Source organism: Streptomyces sp. SAS_272 (assembly GCF_052543235.1).
On the sequence record NZ_JBMNDR010000004.1, the window covers coordinates 181,559 to 196,775 of the forward strand.

Here is a 15,217-nt window from a genome sequence, read left to right on the forward strand (position 1 = left end):
TGAGACGTGACAAGGGCGGTCCCGGGACATCCGGGGCCGCCCTTGTCGTAGCCGTCGGCGATACTGGAAGACGCTGCAACGCATCAGGGAAAGGCCACACACGTGACTGAGATCGAGATCGGGCGCGGCAAGCGCGGCCGCCGGGCGTACGCCTTCGACGACATCGCCGTCGTCCCCAGCCGCCGTACGCGGGACCCGAAGGAGGTCTCGATCGCCTGGCAGATCGACGCCTACCGCTTCGAGCTGCCCTTCCTGGCCGCCCCCATGGACTCGGTCGTCTCCCCGGCCACCGCGATCCGCATCGGCGAACTCGGCGGCCTCGGCGTCCTCAACCTCGAGGGCCTGTGGACGCGGCACGAGGACCCGCAGCCGCTGCTCGACGAGATCGTGGGCCTCCCCGTCGAGGCGGCCACCCGTCGCCTCCAGGAGATCTACGCCGCTCCCATCAAGGAGGAGCTGATCGGCCTGCGCATCAAGGAGGTGCGCGACTCCGGCGTGGTCACCGCCGCCGCGCTGTCCCCGCAGCGCACGGCCCAGTTCTCCAAGGCCGTCGTCGACGCGGGCGTGGACATCTTCGTCATCCGCGGTACGACGGTGTCGGCGGAGCACGTCTCCGGTTCGCACGAGCCGCTGAACCTGAAGCAGTTCATCTACGAGCTCGACGTCCCCGTGATCGTCGGCGGCTGCGCCACCTACACGGCGGCGCTGCACCTGATGCGCACCGGCGCGGCGGGCGTCCTGGTCGGCTTCGGCGGCGGCGCGGCGCACACCACCCGCAATGTGCTCGGCATCCAGGTCCCGATGGCGACCGCGGTCGCCGACGTGGCCGCCGCCCGCCGCGACTACATGGACGAGTCCGGCGGCCGCTACGTGCATGTCATCGCGGACGGCGGCGTCGGCTGGTCCGGTGACCTCCCCAAGGCGATCGCGTGCGGCGCCGACTCGGTGATGATGGGTTCGCCGCTCGCGCGCGCGACCGACGCGCCGGGCCGCGGCAACCACTGGGGCATGGAGGCCGTCAACGAGGAGCTGCCGCGCGGCAAGAAGGTCGACCTCGGCACGGTCGGCACGATCGAGGAGGTCCTGACGGGCCCCTCGCACACTCCCGACGGCTCGATGAACTTCTTCGGCGCCCTGCGCCGCGCCATGGCCACGACCGGCTACAGCGAACTGAAGGAGTTCCAGCGCGTCGAGGTCACGGTGGCGGACTCGGTGCACCGGCGGTAGTCCACGGACGGCTCAGAAAAGGGGGGCTGGTCATCTCACCCGGGTGAGATGACCAGCCCCCTTCCTTTCGCCTGCTCGGCGCGCGGATGGACCGGCGTGTGCGGTACGCCGCCGGCTCCCGCTCCCCGCCGCCGGCTACCGCTCCCGGCTGCCGGCTTCCGGGGCTCGGGCTCGGCGTCCGGGGCGGTCGCGGGCGCCCTGTGTCTCACAACCGGTGCGCGGCCCCCGTGGGCGTGGCCCCCCGCGTGTCCAGGAGCAGCTGCGCCTTCACCGACAGGCCCTGGAGGTCGTACGTCCGGTGCTGCTGGAGGAGGATCGTCAGGTCGGCGTCGGCCGCGGCATCGTAGAGCGAGTCGGCGCGGGGGACCGGGCGGTCCAGGACGCTCCAGGACGGGACGTGCGGGTCGTGGTAGCTGACGGCGGCGCCGAGCTCCATCAGGCGGACCGCGATCTCGCGCGCGGGGGCGCCCTGCTCGTCGGCGAGGTCGGCCTTGTAGGTGACGCCGAGCAGCAGCACGCGCGCGCCCCGCGCCGATTTTCCGTGCTCGTTGAGGAGGGCGGCGGCGCGCTGGACGACGTAGCGGGGCATGCGGTTGTTGACCTGTTGGGCGAGTTCCACCATGCGCAGCGTGCTGCCGGTCCGGCCGGCCCCGTCCAGGGGGACGGAGTGGCCGCCGACGCCGGGGCCGGGGCGGAACGCCTCGAAGCCGAAGGGCTTGGTCTCCGCGCAGCGCACGACGTCCCACAGGTCGACGCCCAGGTCGTGGCAGAGCACGGCCATCTCGTTGACGAGGGCGATGTTGACGTGCCGGAAATTGGTCTCCAGAAGCTGCACGGTCTCGGCCTCCCGCAGGCCACGCGCGCGTACCACCTTGTCCGTGAGCCGGCCGTAGAAGGCGGCGGCGGACTCGGTGCAGGCGGGGGTGAGGCCCCCGATGACCTTCGGCGTGTTGGCCGGGGTGAAGGCCCGGCTGCCGGGGTCGACCCGGCTGGGGGAGTGGGCGAGGTGGAAGTCGCGGCCCGCGCGGAGGCCGGACGTCTCCTCCAGCAGCGGCAGCAGGAACTCCTCCGTGGCCCCGGGGTACACGGCTGACTCCAGGATCACGGTGGTGTGCGGGCGCAGGTGCCCGGCGAGGGTGCGGGCGGCCGCCTCCACCTGGCTCAGGTCGAGACGGCCGTCGGCGTCGCGCGGGGTCGGGGCGCAGATGACGGCGGTGCGCACCCGGCCCAGTTCGGCGGGGTTGGTGGCGGTCCGGAAGCCCCCCGAGAGCATCCGGCGCAGTTCGGCGGGACTCAGCGAGCCGGCCTCGGGGCCGGTGCGGTAGCCGACGGTGGGGATGCCGGCGGCCACGGCGGCCTGGGCCAGGGGGAGGCCGAGCGGGCCGAGTCCGATGACGGCGAGATCTGCGGGCATGGCGTATGCCGTCCTTCCCAGTAACCGAGGTGGGACAGGTGCGCAAGCCCGGTGGACAGGATGGGCGAGCGCAATGTCAGACTAGGAGTAAATATGACCGTTATGTGGGATTGATCGGCTGTGTTGACCGGCCGTGTTCTGCGACCGGACGGTCAGGTTCCGTGAGAGTTGTCCACAGGCTGGGGCTCGTAGTGGCTGAAGTGGCGCAACGCGGTCAGAATCTGGGCATGGGGGAAACGGACGGGGTCTCGCCCTGACGGGCGCGGCCGGCACGACCGACAGCGGGAGGCAGCGGTGAGGACAGCGACACTGGGGCCGGCGCAACGAGCCGAGTCACTGGCGGCGATGGCCGAGCGTGAACTGGACGTGCTGGTGGTGGGTGCCGGTGTGGTGGGCGCCGGCGTGGCACTGGACGCCGTGACGCGCGGTTTGTCCACCGGCCTGGTCGAAGCGCGCGACTGGGCCTCGGGTACGTCGAGCAGGTCCAGCAAGCTGATCCACGGTGGCCTGCGTTACCTGGAGATGCTCGACTTCGCGCTGGTGCGCGAGGCGCTCAAGGAGCGCGGACTGCTGCTCGAACGGCTCGCTCCACACCTCGTGAAACCGGTGCCCTTCCTGTACCCGCTCCAGCACAAAGGCTGGGAGCGGCTGTACGCGGGCTCGGGCGTCGCCCTGTACGACGCCATGTCCATGGCCCGCGGTCACGGCCGCGGGCTGCCGACCCACCGTCACCTGAGTCGACGCCACGCCCTGCGCGTGGCACCGGCTTTGAAGAAGGACGCCCTGGTCGGGGCGCTGCAGTACTACGACGCGCAGATGGACGACGCCCGCTTCGTCGCCACTTTGGTGCGCACCGCGGCGTCCTACGGGGCGAAGGCGGCCAACTGCGCGCGCGTCACCGGCTTCCTGCGGGAGGGCGAACGCGTCGTGGGCGCGCGGGTGGAGGACGCCGAGGCGGGCGGGGAGTACGAGATCCGCGCCCGGCAGATCGTCAACGCCACCGGTGTGTGGACCGACGACACCCAGGCGATGGTGGGCGAGCGGGGGCAGTTCCACGTTCGCGCGTCCAAGGGCATCCACCTCGTCGTGCCGCGGGACCGCATCAGCTCCTCCTCCGGGCTGATCCTGCGCACCGAGAAGTCCGTGCTCTTCGTCATTCCCTGGGGCCGGCACTGGATCATCGGCACCACCGACACCGACTGGGACCTGGACAAGACCCACCCGGCCGCCTCCAGTGCCGACATCGACTACCTCCTCGAGCATGTGAACTCGGTTCTCGCAGTGCCCCTGACCAGGGACGACGTGGAGGGCGTGTACGCGGGACTGCGGCCGTTGCTGGCCGGTGAGTCCGACGCCACCAGCAAGCTGTCCCGGGAGCACACCGTCGCCCATCCGGTGCCGGGGCTCGTGGTCGTGGCGGGCGGCAAGTACACGACGTACCGCGTGATGGCCAAGGACGCGGTCGACGAGGCGGTGCGCGGACTCGACCAGCGGGTCGCCGACTGCGTCACCGAGGACGTGCCGCTGATGGGCGCGGAGGGCTACCGGGCGCTGTGGAACGCGCGGGCGCGGATCGCGGCGCGGACGGGCCTGCACGTGGTGCGCGTGGAGCATCTGCTCAACCGCTTCGGGGCGATGGCGGAAGAGATCCTGGACCTCATCGTCGCGGACCCCTCCCTGGGCGAGCCGCTCCAGTTCGCCGACGACTATCTGCGCGCCGAGATCGTGTACGCCGCCTCTCACGAAGGGGCACGGCACCTGGACGACGTGCTGACGCGCCGCACGCGTATCTCCATCGAGACCTTCGACCGCGGCACCCGCAGTGCCGTGGAGGCCGCCGAGCTCATGGCGCCGGTCCTCGGCTGGGACAAGGGCCACATCGAGCGCGAGGTCGAGCACTACCAGAAGCGGGTGGAGGCCGAGCGGGAGTCGCAGCGTCAGCCCGACGACCTGACGGCGGACGCGGCGCGACTGGGCGCGCCGGACATCGTGCCCCTCTGACCGCCCCGACGACGTCCCCGGGGCGCCTCCCCCGAGAGCCGGGGGCCTGCCCGGCTCGGCAGAACGGCGGCCCAGGCCTCCTCGGGGGACGGCGGCTCGGGCGCTTCCGGGGCGAGACGGCTCCGGCACCGCCGGGAACGGGGGCGGCGCCCTTGCCGGGAACGGGGCGGCTCCGGCTCCTGCCGGGAATGAGGCTGGCGTTTTCCGGGGCATGCCGGGAACGGGGCGGCTCCGGCTCCTGCCGGGAATGAGGCTGGCGTTTTCCGGGGCATGCCGGGAACGGGGCGGCTCCGGCTCCAGCCGGGAATGAGGCTCGCGCCTTCCCGGGACATGACGGCTCGGGTCTGCCGGGCTCGTGCTGGTTGCGGACATGACGGCTCGGCGGCTCGGGTCTGGCGGGCTCGTGCCTCTCGCGGGACATGGCGGCCAGGGGCGGGCGGGATGCGGGCCCGGCCCGGGTCGGCCGTACCGAGACGGGGCCGGCCGACCGGTTTGTTTCGGACCCCGCCCGCGTTTCACTCGAACGGGTGATCCCGGGAGGGATCTCTGTTCGGCGCCGGCTCGTTCTACGGATTGCGAGGGCAGAACTCGGCGGCGAGCAGGGCCGGTTCGAGGCCGGGGTCTGCGATCGCTGTCGTGTTCACCCGGAAGGTGAGGACACGCCGGCCGTCGACGGTGGCTGCGGTGCGCACGTAACTGCCCGAGATCCGGCCGTTGTGCCCCCACACCGTGACGCCGCACGGGAGTTTCGCGGGGAACAGGCCCATGCCGTACACGCCGTGTGCGGTACGGGTGTCGAGCATCTCGCGCAGCCGGCGCGGGGGCAGCAGTTCGCCGCCGAGCAGCGCCGCGTAGAAGCGGTCCAGATCGGCGAGCGTCGACACCAGCTCACCCGCGGCTCCGGCCACCCGCGGGTCGAGTTCGGTGACGTCGGCGCCGTCCGGGTCGTAGGCGCGGCCGTGCGGGGAGGGCAGGGAGACGCGGGATCCCGGGAAGGAGGTGCCCGTCAGACGCAGAGGAGCGATGATCCGCCGCTCGGCCTCCGAGGCGTACGAGTGGCCGGTGACCTGTTCGACGACCAGGCCGAGCAGAACGTAGTTCGTGTTGGAGTAGGCGAAGCGGCCGAGGTCGGCCGGAGGGTGGGTGACAGCGGTACGGACGGACTGAAGCGGAGTGAGGGGGACGACGCCCGCGGTGTCCCGGGTGTAGTCGTACAGGCCGCTGGTGTGGGTGAGCAGGGAACGAAGGGTCAGCGCGCGCCCGTCGTTGCCGGCGCCGCGCACCAGTCCCGGCAGATGCGACTCCACCGTGTCGGACAGTGCGAGCCGGTGCTCCTCGGCCAGTTGGAGCACCACGGTCGCAAGGAAGCTCTTCGTGACGCTGCCGGCCCGGAAGCGGTCGGACCGGGAGATGCCCGGGCCCGCCTCGGCGTAGCGGGCGCCGCTCTCCTCCCGGGCCAGCAGGGCCGCGGCGGGCGCTTCGCCCCGGGTGAGCAGCAGCGGGAGCAGCAGGTCCGTGGGCGGAGCGGAGGTGGCCTGCGAACTCGCCGTGCACAGGCCGAGGAGGGCCAGGGCCACCGGTACGGCCGCCAGGCCTCGACGTGACGGCATCGTGGGCCCCCTTTCTCCTTGGTCTCGGCTCTTTTTCCTGCTGCCCGGCACACCCATCATCCAGGCCCGGGGCGCACGCTCCTCACCTGGTCCGCGCCCTCTGACCGGCGCTCGAGCGGCGCATTGGCCGGAGCGTGCTGCACCTTCTGGCCGGAATACTCCCCTCCTGGGGTGCGGCCGGGATGCGGTGAGGGGCACCCTGGGCGTCGGGCACTTGTCGGGTGAGGGACAATGGAGGCTCTGTCAGGGCGGGTTGCATGAGGGGACGCATGTCGGAGGCGGAGCGGGCGGGAGCATCCCGTCAGGACAAGAGCGCACGTCTCCTCGCCGGGCGGTACCGGCTGGGAGACGTACTCGGCCGCGGCGGCATGGGGACGGTGTGGCGCGCCGAGGACGAGACCCTCGGACGCACGGTCGCCGTCAAGGAGCTGCGGTTCCCGGGGAACATCGACGAGGACGAGAAACGCCGCCTGATCACGCGGACGTTGCGCGAGGCCAAGGCCATCGCGCGGATCCGCAACAACAGCGCGGTGACGGTCTTCGACGTGGTCGAGGAGGACGACCGGCCGTGGATCGTCATGGAGCTCGTCGAGGGCAAGTCGCTCGCCGAGGTCATCCGTGAGGACGGCGTGCTGGACCCGAAGCGCGCGGCGGAGGTCGGGCTGGCCATCCTCGACGTGCTGCGTTCCGCGCACCGCGAGGGCATCCTGCACCGGGACGTGAAACCGTCCAACGTGCTGATCGCCGAGGACGGCCGGGTCGTGCTCACGGACTTCGGCATCGCGCAGGTCGAGGGCGATCCCTCCATCACCTCCACCGGCATGCTCGTCGGCGCGCCCTCCTACATCTCCCCGGAGCGGGCCCGCGGGCACAAGCCGGGGCCGGCGGCCGACCTGTGGTCCCTGGGCGGTCTGCTGTACGCGTCGGTCGAGGGAGCGCCCCCCTACGACAAGGGCTCCGCCATCGCGACGCTCACGGCGGTGATGACGGAACAGCTGGAGGAGCCGAAGAACGCGGGTCCCCTGCGGGACGTCATCTACGGCCTGCTCACCAAGGATCCCGCGCGGCGGCTCGACGACGCCGGTGCGCGGGCGATGCTCAACGCGGTCCTGCACGCGCCGGAGCCGCGGTACGCCGAGCCGGCGGACGCGACGAAGGTCGTGCCGCTGCCGGTGCCGCCGGACAGCCCCGGCGGCAGGGGGAGTTCCGCGGGCGCCGAGGCCGGCGAGAAGCTGCGTGGCGCTTTCAGGTCCGTGCGGAAGGTCGCGGTCGCGGCGGGGGCGGCGACCTCGGCGGCCGCGGCACGCGCCAAGTCGTCCAACGGGGCGGGCGGTTCCGGATCCATCGGTGCGGACGAGGCGCCGAAGCAGGGCGGGGCCTCGCACCACGCGGGTGCCGCTTCCACCGCCGTGTCGCCCACGGTGCCGCCTCCGCCGTCTGCTGCCGCGCCCGCCGTACAGGCGTCCGGCAACTCCGCGACGCGATCGGCTCCGGGCTCGGTCTCGGGCGCGGCGGCGGGTTCGGGGGCGGCGAGCCGGCCGGGTTCCGGGCCGGCGGCGTCCGCGTCCGTGCCGGCCGCGCGTTCCGGTTCGGGCGCCGCAGCGGGCGCCGGGTCCGCCTCGGGCAGTGCTGCCGGGGGGAACGGGGAGAGCGGCGGGCGGAGTTCGGGGTGGCCCGTCATGACGCCTCCGGACCTGCCCCCGCGGTCCGTGCCGAGGGCGCCGCTGACCGACGTGGTGCCGAAGCGGACGCTGGTGATCATCGCCGTGGTCGTGGCGCTCGCGGTGCTCGGCACCGTGCTCGCCCTCACGCTCGGCGGCGGTGGCGACGACTCCGCGCGCGGCGGGAAGGGCGGCGCCTCCACGGCGGCGGCCGGCGGGAGCGCGAGCGCCGGCTCCGACACCAAGGAGGACACCGGCGACGCGACGCGCAAGGGCGGGTCGGGTTCGAAGGATCCGTCACAGTCCGGGACGTCGGGCTCCACGCCGAGCAACACCACCGCGGCCGGCGGCGCCGGGTCCGGCGCCTCCGAGGGCGGGGCGGTGACGACGTACAAGGGCGCGCAGGGGTACACGATCGGCCTGCCCGCGGGGTGGGCGTACAAGACCACGGTGTCCGCGGGAGACCGTTTCACCGGGCCGGGCGGGCAGAAGCTGCTCGTCGCCTGGACGAACACGCCCAAGGGCAGCCCCGTCGCGGACTGGAAGAACCAGGAGCGCTACATGGTGCGCTCGCAGTACAAGAAGGTCCGTATAGCGCAGGTGAACTACCGCGGCTGGAACACGGCCGACTGGGAGTTCACCTACAAGGAGGGCGGGACGGCCTACCGCACCATCGACCGCGGGTTCGTCGTCAACGACGGTCTCGGGTACGCGCTGATGTACACGGCGAAGGCCGCGGCCTGGGGCACCGACCTGCGCGCAACCACCTGGGCGACGCTGACGGACACCTTCACGCCGAAGAAGTAGCGGCCGCCGGCGGGCGGGGTTCCGGGGGCGAGATCCGGCATCCCCTCTTTGCGGGTTGCCTCCGGCACGTATCGTGAGTGGTTGCGGACCGTACGCATCCAGCAATGCGGCTGGATTCGGCTGCAACGGCACGCAAGGCGAACGGAATTGACCGACCGGGCGGCCGGGGGAGGCAACGTGGACGACTACGCGGGTCGGGTACTCGCCGACCGCTACCGCCTGCCGTTGCCGCTGTCGGACGAGTACGAGCACGAGAGCCGGGCCTTCGACACCTACAGCGGGCAGGAAGTCCTGGTCCGCCAGGTGCCGTTGCCGGAGGTCGTCGAGGCGGAGGTGCTCGACGCCGAGGGACTGCCCGAGGGGTTCACCGCCCGTGAGCGCGGGGCACGGCGACCGGGGACGCGCAACGTCGGCGAGGCGTCCGGGACACGCCGGCCGGCCGATCCCGTCGTGCGGCGCGCCATGGAGGCTGCGCAGGCGGCGGCGGGCATCCCCGACCATCCACGGCTCGACCAGGTCTTCGACGTGTTCGCCCAGGGCGGCTCGCTGTGGATAGTGAGCGAACTGGTCGCGGCGCGCCCCCTGTCGGCCCTGCTCGCCGAGAAGGCGCTGTCGCCGTACCGGGCGGCCGAGGTCGCCTCCGACGTGCTCATGGCGCTGCGGGTGCTGCACGCACACGGGTGGGTGCACCGGAACATCACCGCCCGCACGGTGCTCGTCTGCGACGACGGGCGGGTCATGCTGACCGGGCTCGCGGTCGGCGCGGCGGAAGAGGCGCTCTGCGGGTACGACCCGGTGCCGGCCGACAACACGACGACGGGCGGGACGGACGGGGCGGACCGGGCGGGCGATCAGGCCCGCGGCGGCGCGGCCCCCGTCGGGCCCGCAGGGACGGTCGGCCACCCAGGGGCAGGCGGCCGACCGCCGCACGGTGTGAGCGCCGGACCCGGCGGCGGCGCAGGAATCGGCAGAGGCCCCGGCGGGCCCCGGACCGGGGCGGTGGACGCCGAGGCCGCTCGGCGGGCCGCCATAGAGGCGCGGGCGTCCGGTGCGCGGCCGGTGCCGGCCGGCGAGCCGTCCGGCGCGGGCGGTGCCTCCGGTGCCGTGGCGCGCAGGGCCCCCACGGAGACCGGCGGGGACATCCGTGCCGCGCGGGCCGGGGCGATCGCCGCGTACCGCGCCGGAGCACGGGCCGCAGCCCGTGTGCAGGAGGCCCAGGAGGCGCAGCAGAACGGCCGCGCGGCGCTGCCCGGCGCCCGCACCCCGGCCGACGGCGATCCCACAGCCCTGGGCGGCGGCCCTCCCGGGCAGATCGCCGACCCCTACGGCGTACAGGGCGCGCCCGTGCCCGGTCCCGCGCGGTACGGCGCCCCTCCGCAGGCGCGCGCATCGCTCGCCCCCCTCTCCGGACAGGGTCCGCAGACGACGCCGGGCGGCACGCCGGGCGAGGCGCGGACCGACGCCCGCTGGGACGGGTCGCCGACCGCGGCCTCCGGCGCGGGCGTCGGGCGCGGCCCCGCCACCGCGCTGGCGGCCGAGCGGGCCCGGCAGGCGCGGATGGCCGTCGTCGGGCCGGTCACCGAGCGGTGGGCGCCCGAACAGGCCGGGCCGGTGCACGAGAACTGGCAGCTGGCCGCGCCGATCGGTCCCGCGACCGATCTGTGGGCGCTCGGTGCGCTGCTCTTCAGGTCCGTCCAGGGCCACGCACCGTACCCGGAGGAGTCGACGGCCGAGCTGGTGCAGATGGTGTGCGCCGAGCCGCCCGCCTTCGCCGAGGAGTGCGGACCGCTGCGGCCGGTCGTGGAGTCGCTGCTGCGCCAGGACCCCACCGACCGCCCCGACTTCGAGGAGCTGCGGGGCTGGCTGCGCTCGCTGGTGCGGTCCGCGCCGGAGCCCGAGGCGGGCGCCCACGTCGTCGTCGCGCCGCCTGCCGATCCGCGCCGCCTGCCGATCGTCCGCCGCAAGGGCGAACTGGTGCGCCGTCGGCGCGCCGGACTGCCCGCGTCGCACGGACGGCACAAGCGGGGCCGTTCCGAGCCGGACCGCTCGCCCCGCAGCCTGGGCCGCACCCTGGTCGTGCTGGTCCTGCTGGTGCTGGCCGCGGCGATCGCCTACGCCATGCTGTTCATGCCGAAGGCCGGCGAGGACGACGCCGGCACGGGCGGCGGCAGGCGGGCCGGGGCCACCGGGACGCCTGCCGGCGAGGCGCCCCAGGCCAGCAGCGCACCCCGGCCCGACCAGACCGCGCCCGCCGACGGAGTCTCCGGATCCCCGTCGTCCTCGTCGGCGCAGGCCACCCAGACCCAGACCGGCGGGTCCGGCGCGGGCGTCGCCGACGGCTTCACCCTCCGCAAGGACGGAGCAGGCTTCCAGATCGCCGTGGCGAACGGCTGGGACCGCACGCCGAAGAACGGCCGGGGTCAGGTCCTCTACGCGCACGGCGACTTCCAGCTGATCGTCGTACCTGGGCGGGACGGCGCCTCCGGGAACGGCAGCGACCCGATGGTGTACCAGCGGGAGAAGGAGAGCGAGCTCCAGCCGTACCGCGCCTCCAGTTGGGCGACGGCGTCCGGGCTGCGCACGACGACCGTGGGCACGCGGACCATGGCCGAGGGCCAGTTCACCTGGACCGACGGCGACGGTCGCAAGCTGTATGTCCGCAACCTCGCGATCCTGATCGCCGGGCGGTACCACGTCGTCCAGGTCAGAGGGCCGGAGGCCGAACGGGACGAGGTCACGCGGCTGTACGAGCAGGCGGCGGCCACCTACCAGTACACCGGCTGACCGCCGCCGGTCCGACCGGTTTCCGCGTCGGCGGGGAAGCGACAACCGTCACAGTGCTGTCTCCGTGGCACCCCTGCGGTTCCGTGGAGGCGGCAAGGTCTTTACGCTGACCCTGTCAAGAGCATTGCGGGGCAACGTGAATCAGATGCAGGGCCAGCTCCTGTCCGGGCGCTACCGGCTCGCCGACGCCATCGGGAGCGGCGGCATGGGCCGAGTGTGGCGTGCCCACGATGAGCTGCTGCACCGGGCTGTCGCCATCAAGGAGCTGACCGCCGCGCTCTACGTAGCGGAGAGCGACCAGGCGGTGCTGCTGGCGCGGACCAGGGCGGAGGCCCGAGCGGCCGCGCGGATCAACCACTCCGCCGTGGTCACCGTCCATGACGTGCTCGAACACGACGGCCGGCCGTGGATCGTGATGGAGCTGGTCGAGGGCCGTTCGCTGGCCGACGCCGTCAAGGAGGACGGCCGCGTCGAGGCCGCCGAGGCCGCCCGGATCGGCCTGTGGGTGCTGCGCGCGCTGCGCGCCGCGCACTCCGCCGGCGTGCTGCACCGCGACGTCAAGCCGGGCAACGTGCTCCTCTCGCACGACGGACGGGTCCTCCTCACCGACTTCGGCATCGCCCAGATCGACGGCGACACCACCATCACACGCACCGGCGAGGTCGTCGGCTCCGTCGACTACCTGGCTCCCGAGCGGGTGCGCGGCCATGATCCCGGACCGTCCTCCGACCTGTGGGCGCTGGGCGCGACGCTGTACACGGCGGTCGAGGGGCGGTCGCCGTTCCGGCGCACCTCGCCGCTGACCACCCTGCAGGCCGTGGTCGAGGAGGAGGCCGCCGACCCGAGGCACGCCGGACCGCTGGGCCCCGTCATCAGCGCGCTGCTGCGCAAGGACCCGGCCGCCCGCCCCGGCATCGCCGAGGCCGAGCAGTTGCTCGCCGAGGCGGCCGAGGGACGGCGTCCGCGCGAGGCCCAGGCGTATGTGCCCACGCAGTACGGCGGGCCCGACCCGGGTACGGGAGGGCACCGCACGGCGTACCGCTCCGGGTCCCACCCGACACCCGCCACCTCGTACGTTCCCGTCGGCCCGGAGGCGGCGACGCCGGTACCGGTCCATCCCGTGACCGGGCCCACCACCGTGGCCCCGGCACACGCCGGCCAAGTCCCGGCACACGCCCTCCAGGGGCCGACGCACACCGGCCAGGGCGTACCGGCCGGGCCCGCGGCGGAGCCGCCCCGGCGCCGTCGTCGACTGCGCTCTCTCGTGCTGGTGGTGGCCGTCGCCGCGCTGGTCGGCGGGGGGACGGCCGTGGTCCTGCAGAAATGGGACCAGGGGCGGTCGCAGACCGTCGACTCCGGGGCAGCGTCCGGCTCGCCGAGCCCGACGAGCACCGGGGCCTCCGCCGAGAAGGGCGCCGTGCCCGACTCCTGGCAGCCCGTCGACGACCCGCTGGGCTTCGGGCTCGCGCTGCCCAAGGGCTGGGAGCGCAAGGTGTACCAGGACGACGGCGACCTCCAGCAGGTCGACTACTCGCCCGACGGCGGCGAGCACTTCGTCCGCATCGCCCTCGACAAGTCCCCCGACTTCAGCGACCCTTACGCGCACCAGATCGACCTCGAGCAGCAGCTCAAGAGGCTGGTCGACTACAAGCGGGTCACCCTCGAGAAGAACCTCTACCGCGACCGGGCCGGCTCCGAGTGGGAGTACACCTGGACCGCGCTGGCCAAGGACACCGCGTTCCCTGGGCCGCGCCGCGCGATCGAGGAGACGTACGTGGCCCGCAACGGCGCCGAGTACGCGATCTACATGTCCTCGCCCGCCGATGACTGGGCCACCACGGCCAGGCAGTTCAGAGCCGTGCTGCAGAGCTGGCGCGAGCCCACGGCGTAGTACCGGCCGCCGGGTCCCGCAGTTGGCCGGACGGCGCCCCGGAGGCGGGCCGTCCGGTGGGGCATGATGTGCCCATGGGGACCGAGGGGGACGGGAGCACCGCACGGGTCATCGCGGGCCGTTACCGGCTGGAGGCGAGACTCGGGCGCGGCGGCATGGGTGTCGTGTGGCGGGCGACGGACGAGCTGCTGGGACGGCGTGTCGCGGTCAAGGAGCTGACCCAGGACGACACGCTCTCCGACGAGGAGGCCCGGGAACGGCGCGACCGGACACTGCGCGAGGCGCGTGCGGTCGCCCAGCTGCGCCACCCGCATGTCATCGTCGTGCACGACGTCGTCGTGGAGAACGAACGCCCGTACATCGTCATGGAGTTGCTGGACGGCGGCTCGCTCGCCGACCGGATCGCCGAGCACGGCCCGCTGGCGCCGGACGAGGCGGCCCGGATCGGCATCGCCCTGCTCGGCGCCCTGCGCGCGGCGCACGCGGCCGGGGTTCTGCACCGGGACATCAAACCCGCGAACGTCCTGCTGGAACGTGACGGCGACCGGGTCGTCCTCACCGACTTCGGCATCGCGCAGGTCTCGGGCGCCACCACGCTCACCCAGACCGGCTCGTTCGTCGGCTCGCCCGAGTACACCGCGCCGGAGCGGATGTCCGGGGCGCGCACCGGCGCGGAGTCCGACCTGTGGTCGCTGGGCGCGCTGCTGTGCACGGCGTTGAGCGGCGAATCCCCCTTCCGGCGGGACTCGTTGGGCGGCATCCTGCACGCCGTCGTGTTCGCCGAGATCCGCACGCCCCCGCAGGCCGGGCCGCTGCTGCCGGTCGTCCGGGGTCTGCTGGAGCGCGATCCGGACCGGCGGCTGGGCGGGGCGGAGGCGGAGCGGCTGTTGCGCGCCTTCCTCGACACCGGGTGCACGCCGACGCCGGTGTCGTCCGACTACACGCCGACGCAGGCCGACCTGCCCCGGCCGCAGCCCGAGCAGGCCGCCCGGGAACGCTCCACGCGCAGTGTGCTGGTGGCCGCGCTGCTGGTCGCCGCGATGGCCGGCGCGGGCGTGTCGGCGGCGGCGCTGCTGATGAAGGGGGACGGCGACAAAGGGCGCGCGCCCGTGAGTTCGGCGCCGGCGGTCTCCGTGAGCGGGTCGGGGCGCCCGGCGAGCGGGTCCCCGAGCGCGCCGGTGTCGTCCGCTCCGTCGCCCGCCGCCTCGCTCACGCCGACCCGTACGCCGTCCGCGCCCTCCGGTTACCGGGTGGCCGAGGACCCCGCAGGGTTCGCGCTCGCCGTGCCGGAGGACTTCACGCGGGTGCCGCAGGGCGAGCGGGTGTTCTACATGTCGCCGGGGCAGGTCTTCCGGCTCGGCGTCAAGGTCTCCGGCGCGTCGCCGGACGGCCCGCTCGCCGTCATGGAGCGGGCCGCGGCCCAGGGCGCGGACACCAACCCGGGCTACCACGACGGCCGGGTCACCGAGACCAGTCAGGGCGGACGGCCCGCCGCCCTCTGGCAGTTCACCTGGAACGGGTTCAGCCTCGCGGAGGGCCCCCGGCACACCTTCGACCTGTGCTGGGAGGAGGGCGGGCGGCTGTACGACGTGTGGGTCTCGGCGCCGCTCGGGAAGGTGCGGGAGGCGCGGGAGTACTTCGACGTCGCGGTCGACACCTTCGTCGTCGGGTGAGGCGTCCGCCCGGAGCGCCCGCGTAAAAGGGGCATAAGGAGCGGTATGCGTCACGGGTCTGTGACCGGTGCGCCGGACCGGTGGAAATCGGCCCGTGTGGCGCGATGTGATGAGCTCATGAGTCACCACGGGGGAGTCGGGCCCGGGCC

At 73.6% G+C, this 15,217-nt stretch carries 8 protein-coding genes; 6 read left to right on the forward strand and 2 right to left on the reverse strand.

The window, feature by feature from the left end; genetic code table 11:
- The first annotated feature begins 102 nt into the window (after positions 1-102).
- Entirely contained in the window at positions 103-1,227 is a 1,125-nt protein-coding gene (locus ACN6LD_RS05235; RefSeq protein ID WP_266726317.1) for a GuaB3 family IMP dehydrogenase-related protein, read from the forward strand.
- A gap of 205 nt (positions 1,228-1,432) precedes the next feature.
- Here the strand turns inward: ACN6LD_RS05235 and ACN6LD_RS05240 are convergent, their stop codons facing one another.
- Positions 1,433-2,641 carry a nucleotide sugar dehydrogenase gene (locus ACN6LD_RS05240; RefSeq protein ID WP_319191488.1) on the reverse strand — a complete coding sequence of 403 codons (1,209 nt, stop codon included), beginning with the start codon at positions 2,639-2,641 and terminating at the stop codon, positions 1,433-1,435.
- 294 nt (positions 2,642-2,935) lie between these two features.
- Here ACN6LD_RS05240 and ACN6LD_RS05245 point away from each other — a divergent pair, with 294 nt between their 5' ends.
- Entirely contained in the window at positions 2,936-4,642 is a 1,707-nt protein-coding gene (locus ACN6LD_RS05245) for a glycerol-3-phosphate dehydrogenase/oxidase (protein ID WP_319191486.1), read from the forward strand.
- 566 nt (positions 4,643-5,208) lie between these two features.
- On the opposite strand, the gene ACN6LD_RS05250 is transcribed toward ACN6LD_RS05245, so the two are convergent.
- On the reverse strand, positions 5,209-6,252 hold the full coding sequence (locus ACN6LD_RS05250; protein ID WP_445042606.1) for a serine hydrolase domain-containing protein: 1,044 nt from the start codon (positions 6,250-6,252) through the stop codon (positions 5,209-5,211).
- 269 nt (positions 6,253-6,521) lie between these two features.
- Between ACN6LD_RS05250 and ACN6LD_RS05255 the strand changes: the two genes are divergently transcribed.
- The 4 genes from ACN6LD_RS05255 to ACN6LD_RS05270 all read left to right on the forward strand — a co-directional run bounded on the left by ACN6LD_RS05255 (position 6,522) and on the right by ACN6LD_RS05270 (position 15,068).
- Complete coding sequence (locus tag ACN6LD_RS05255; protein WP_445042607.1) at positions 6,522-8,720, forward strand: serine/threonine-protein kinase; 2,199 nt, start codon at positions 6,522-6,524, stop codon at positions 8,718-8,720.
- A 177-nt stretch (positions 8,721-8,897) separates the two neighbouring features.
- Entirely contained in the window at positions 8,898-11,504 is a 2,607-nt protein-coding gene (locus ACN6LD_RS05260) for a protein kinase (protein ID WP_445042608.1), read from the forward strand.
- Positions 11,505-11,649: 145 nt separating this feature from the next.
- On the forward strand, positions 11,650-13,395 hold the full coding sequence (locus ACN6LD_RS05265) for a protein kinase domain-containing protein (RefSeq protein WP_445042609.1): 1,746 nt from the start codon (positions 11,650-11,652) through the stop codon (positions 13,393-13,395).
- 74 nt (positions 13,396-13,469) lie between these two features.
- Complete coding sequence (locus ACN6LD_RS05270) at positions 13,470-15,068, forward strand: serine/threonine-protein kinase (protein WP_445042610.1); 1,599 nt, start codon at positions 13,470-13,472, stop codon at positions 15,066-15,068.
- Positions 15,069-15,217: the final 149 nt, after the last annotated feature.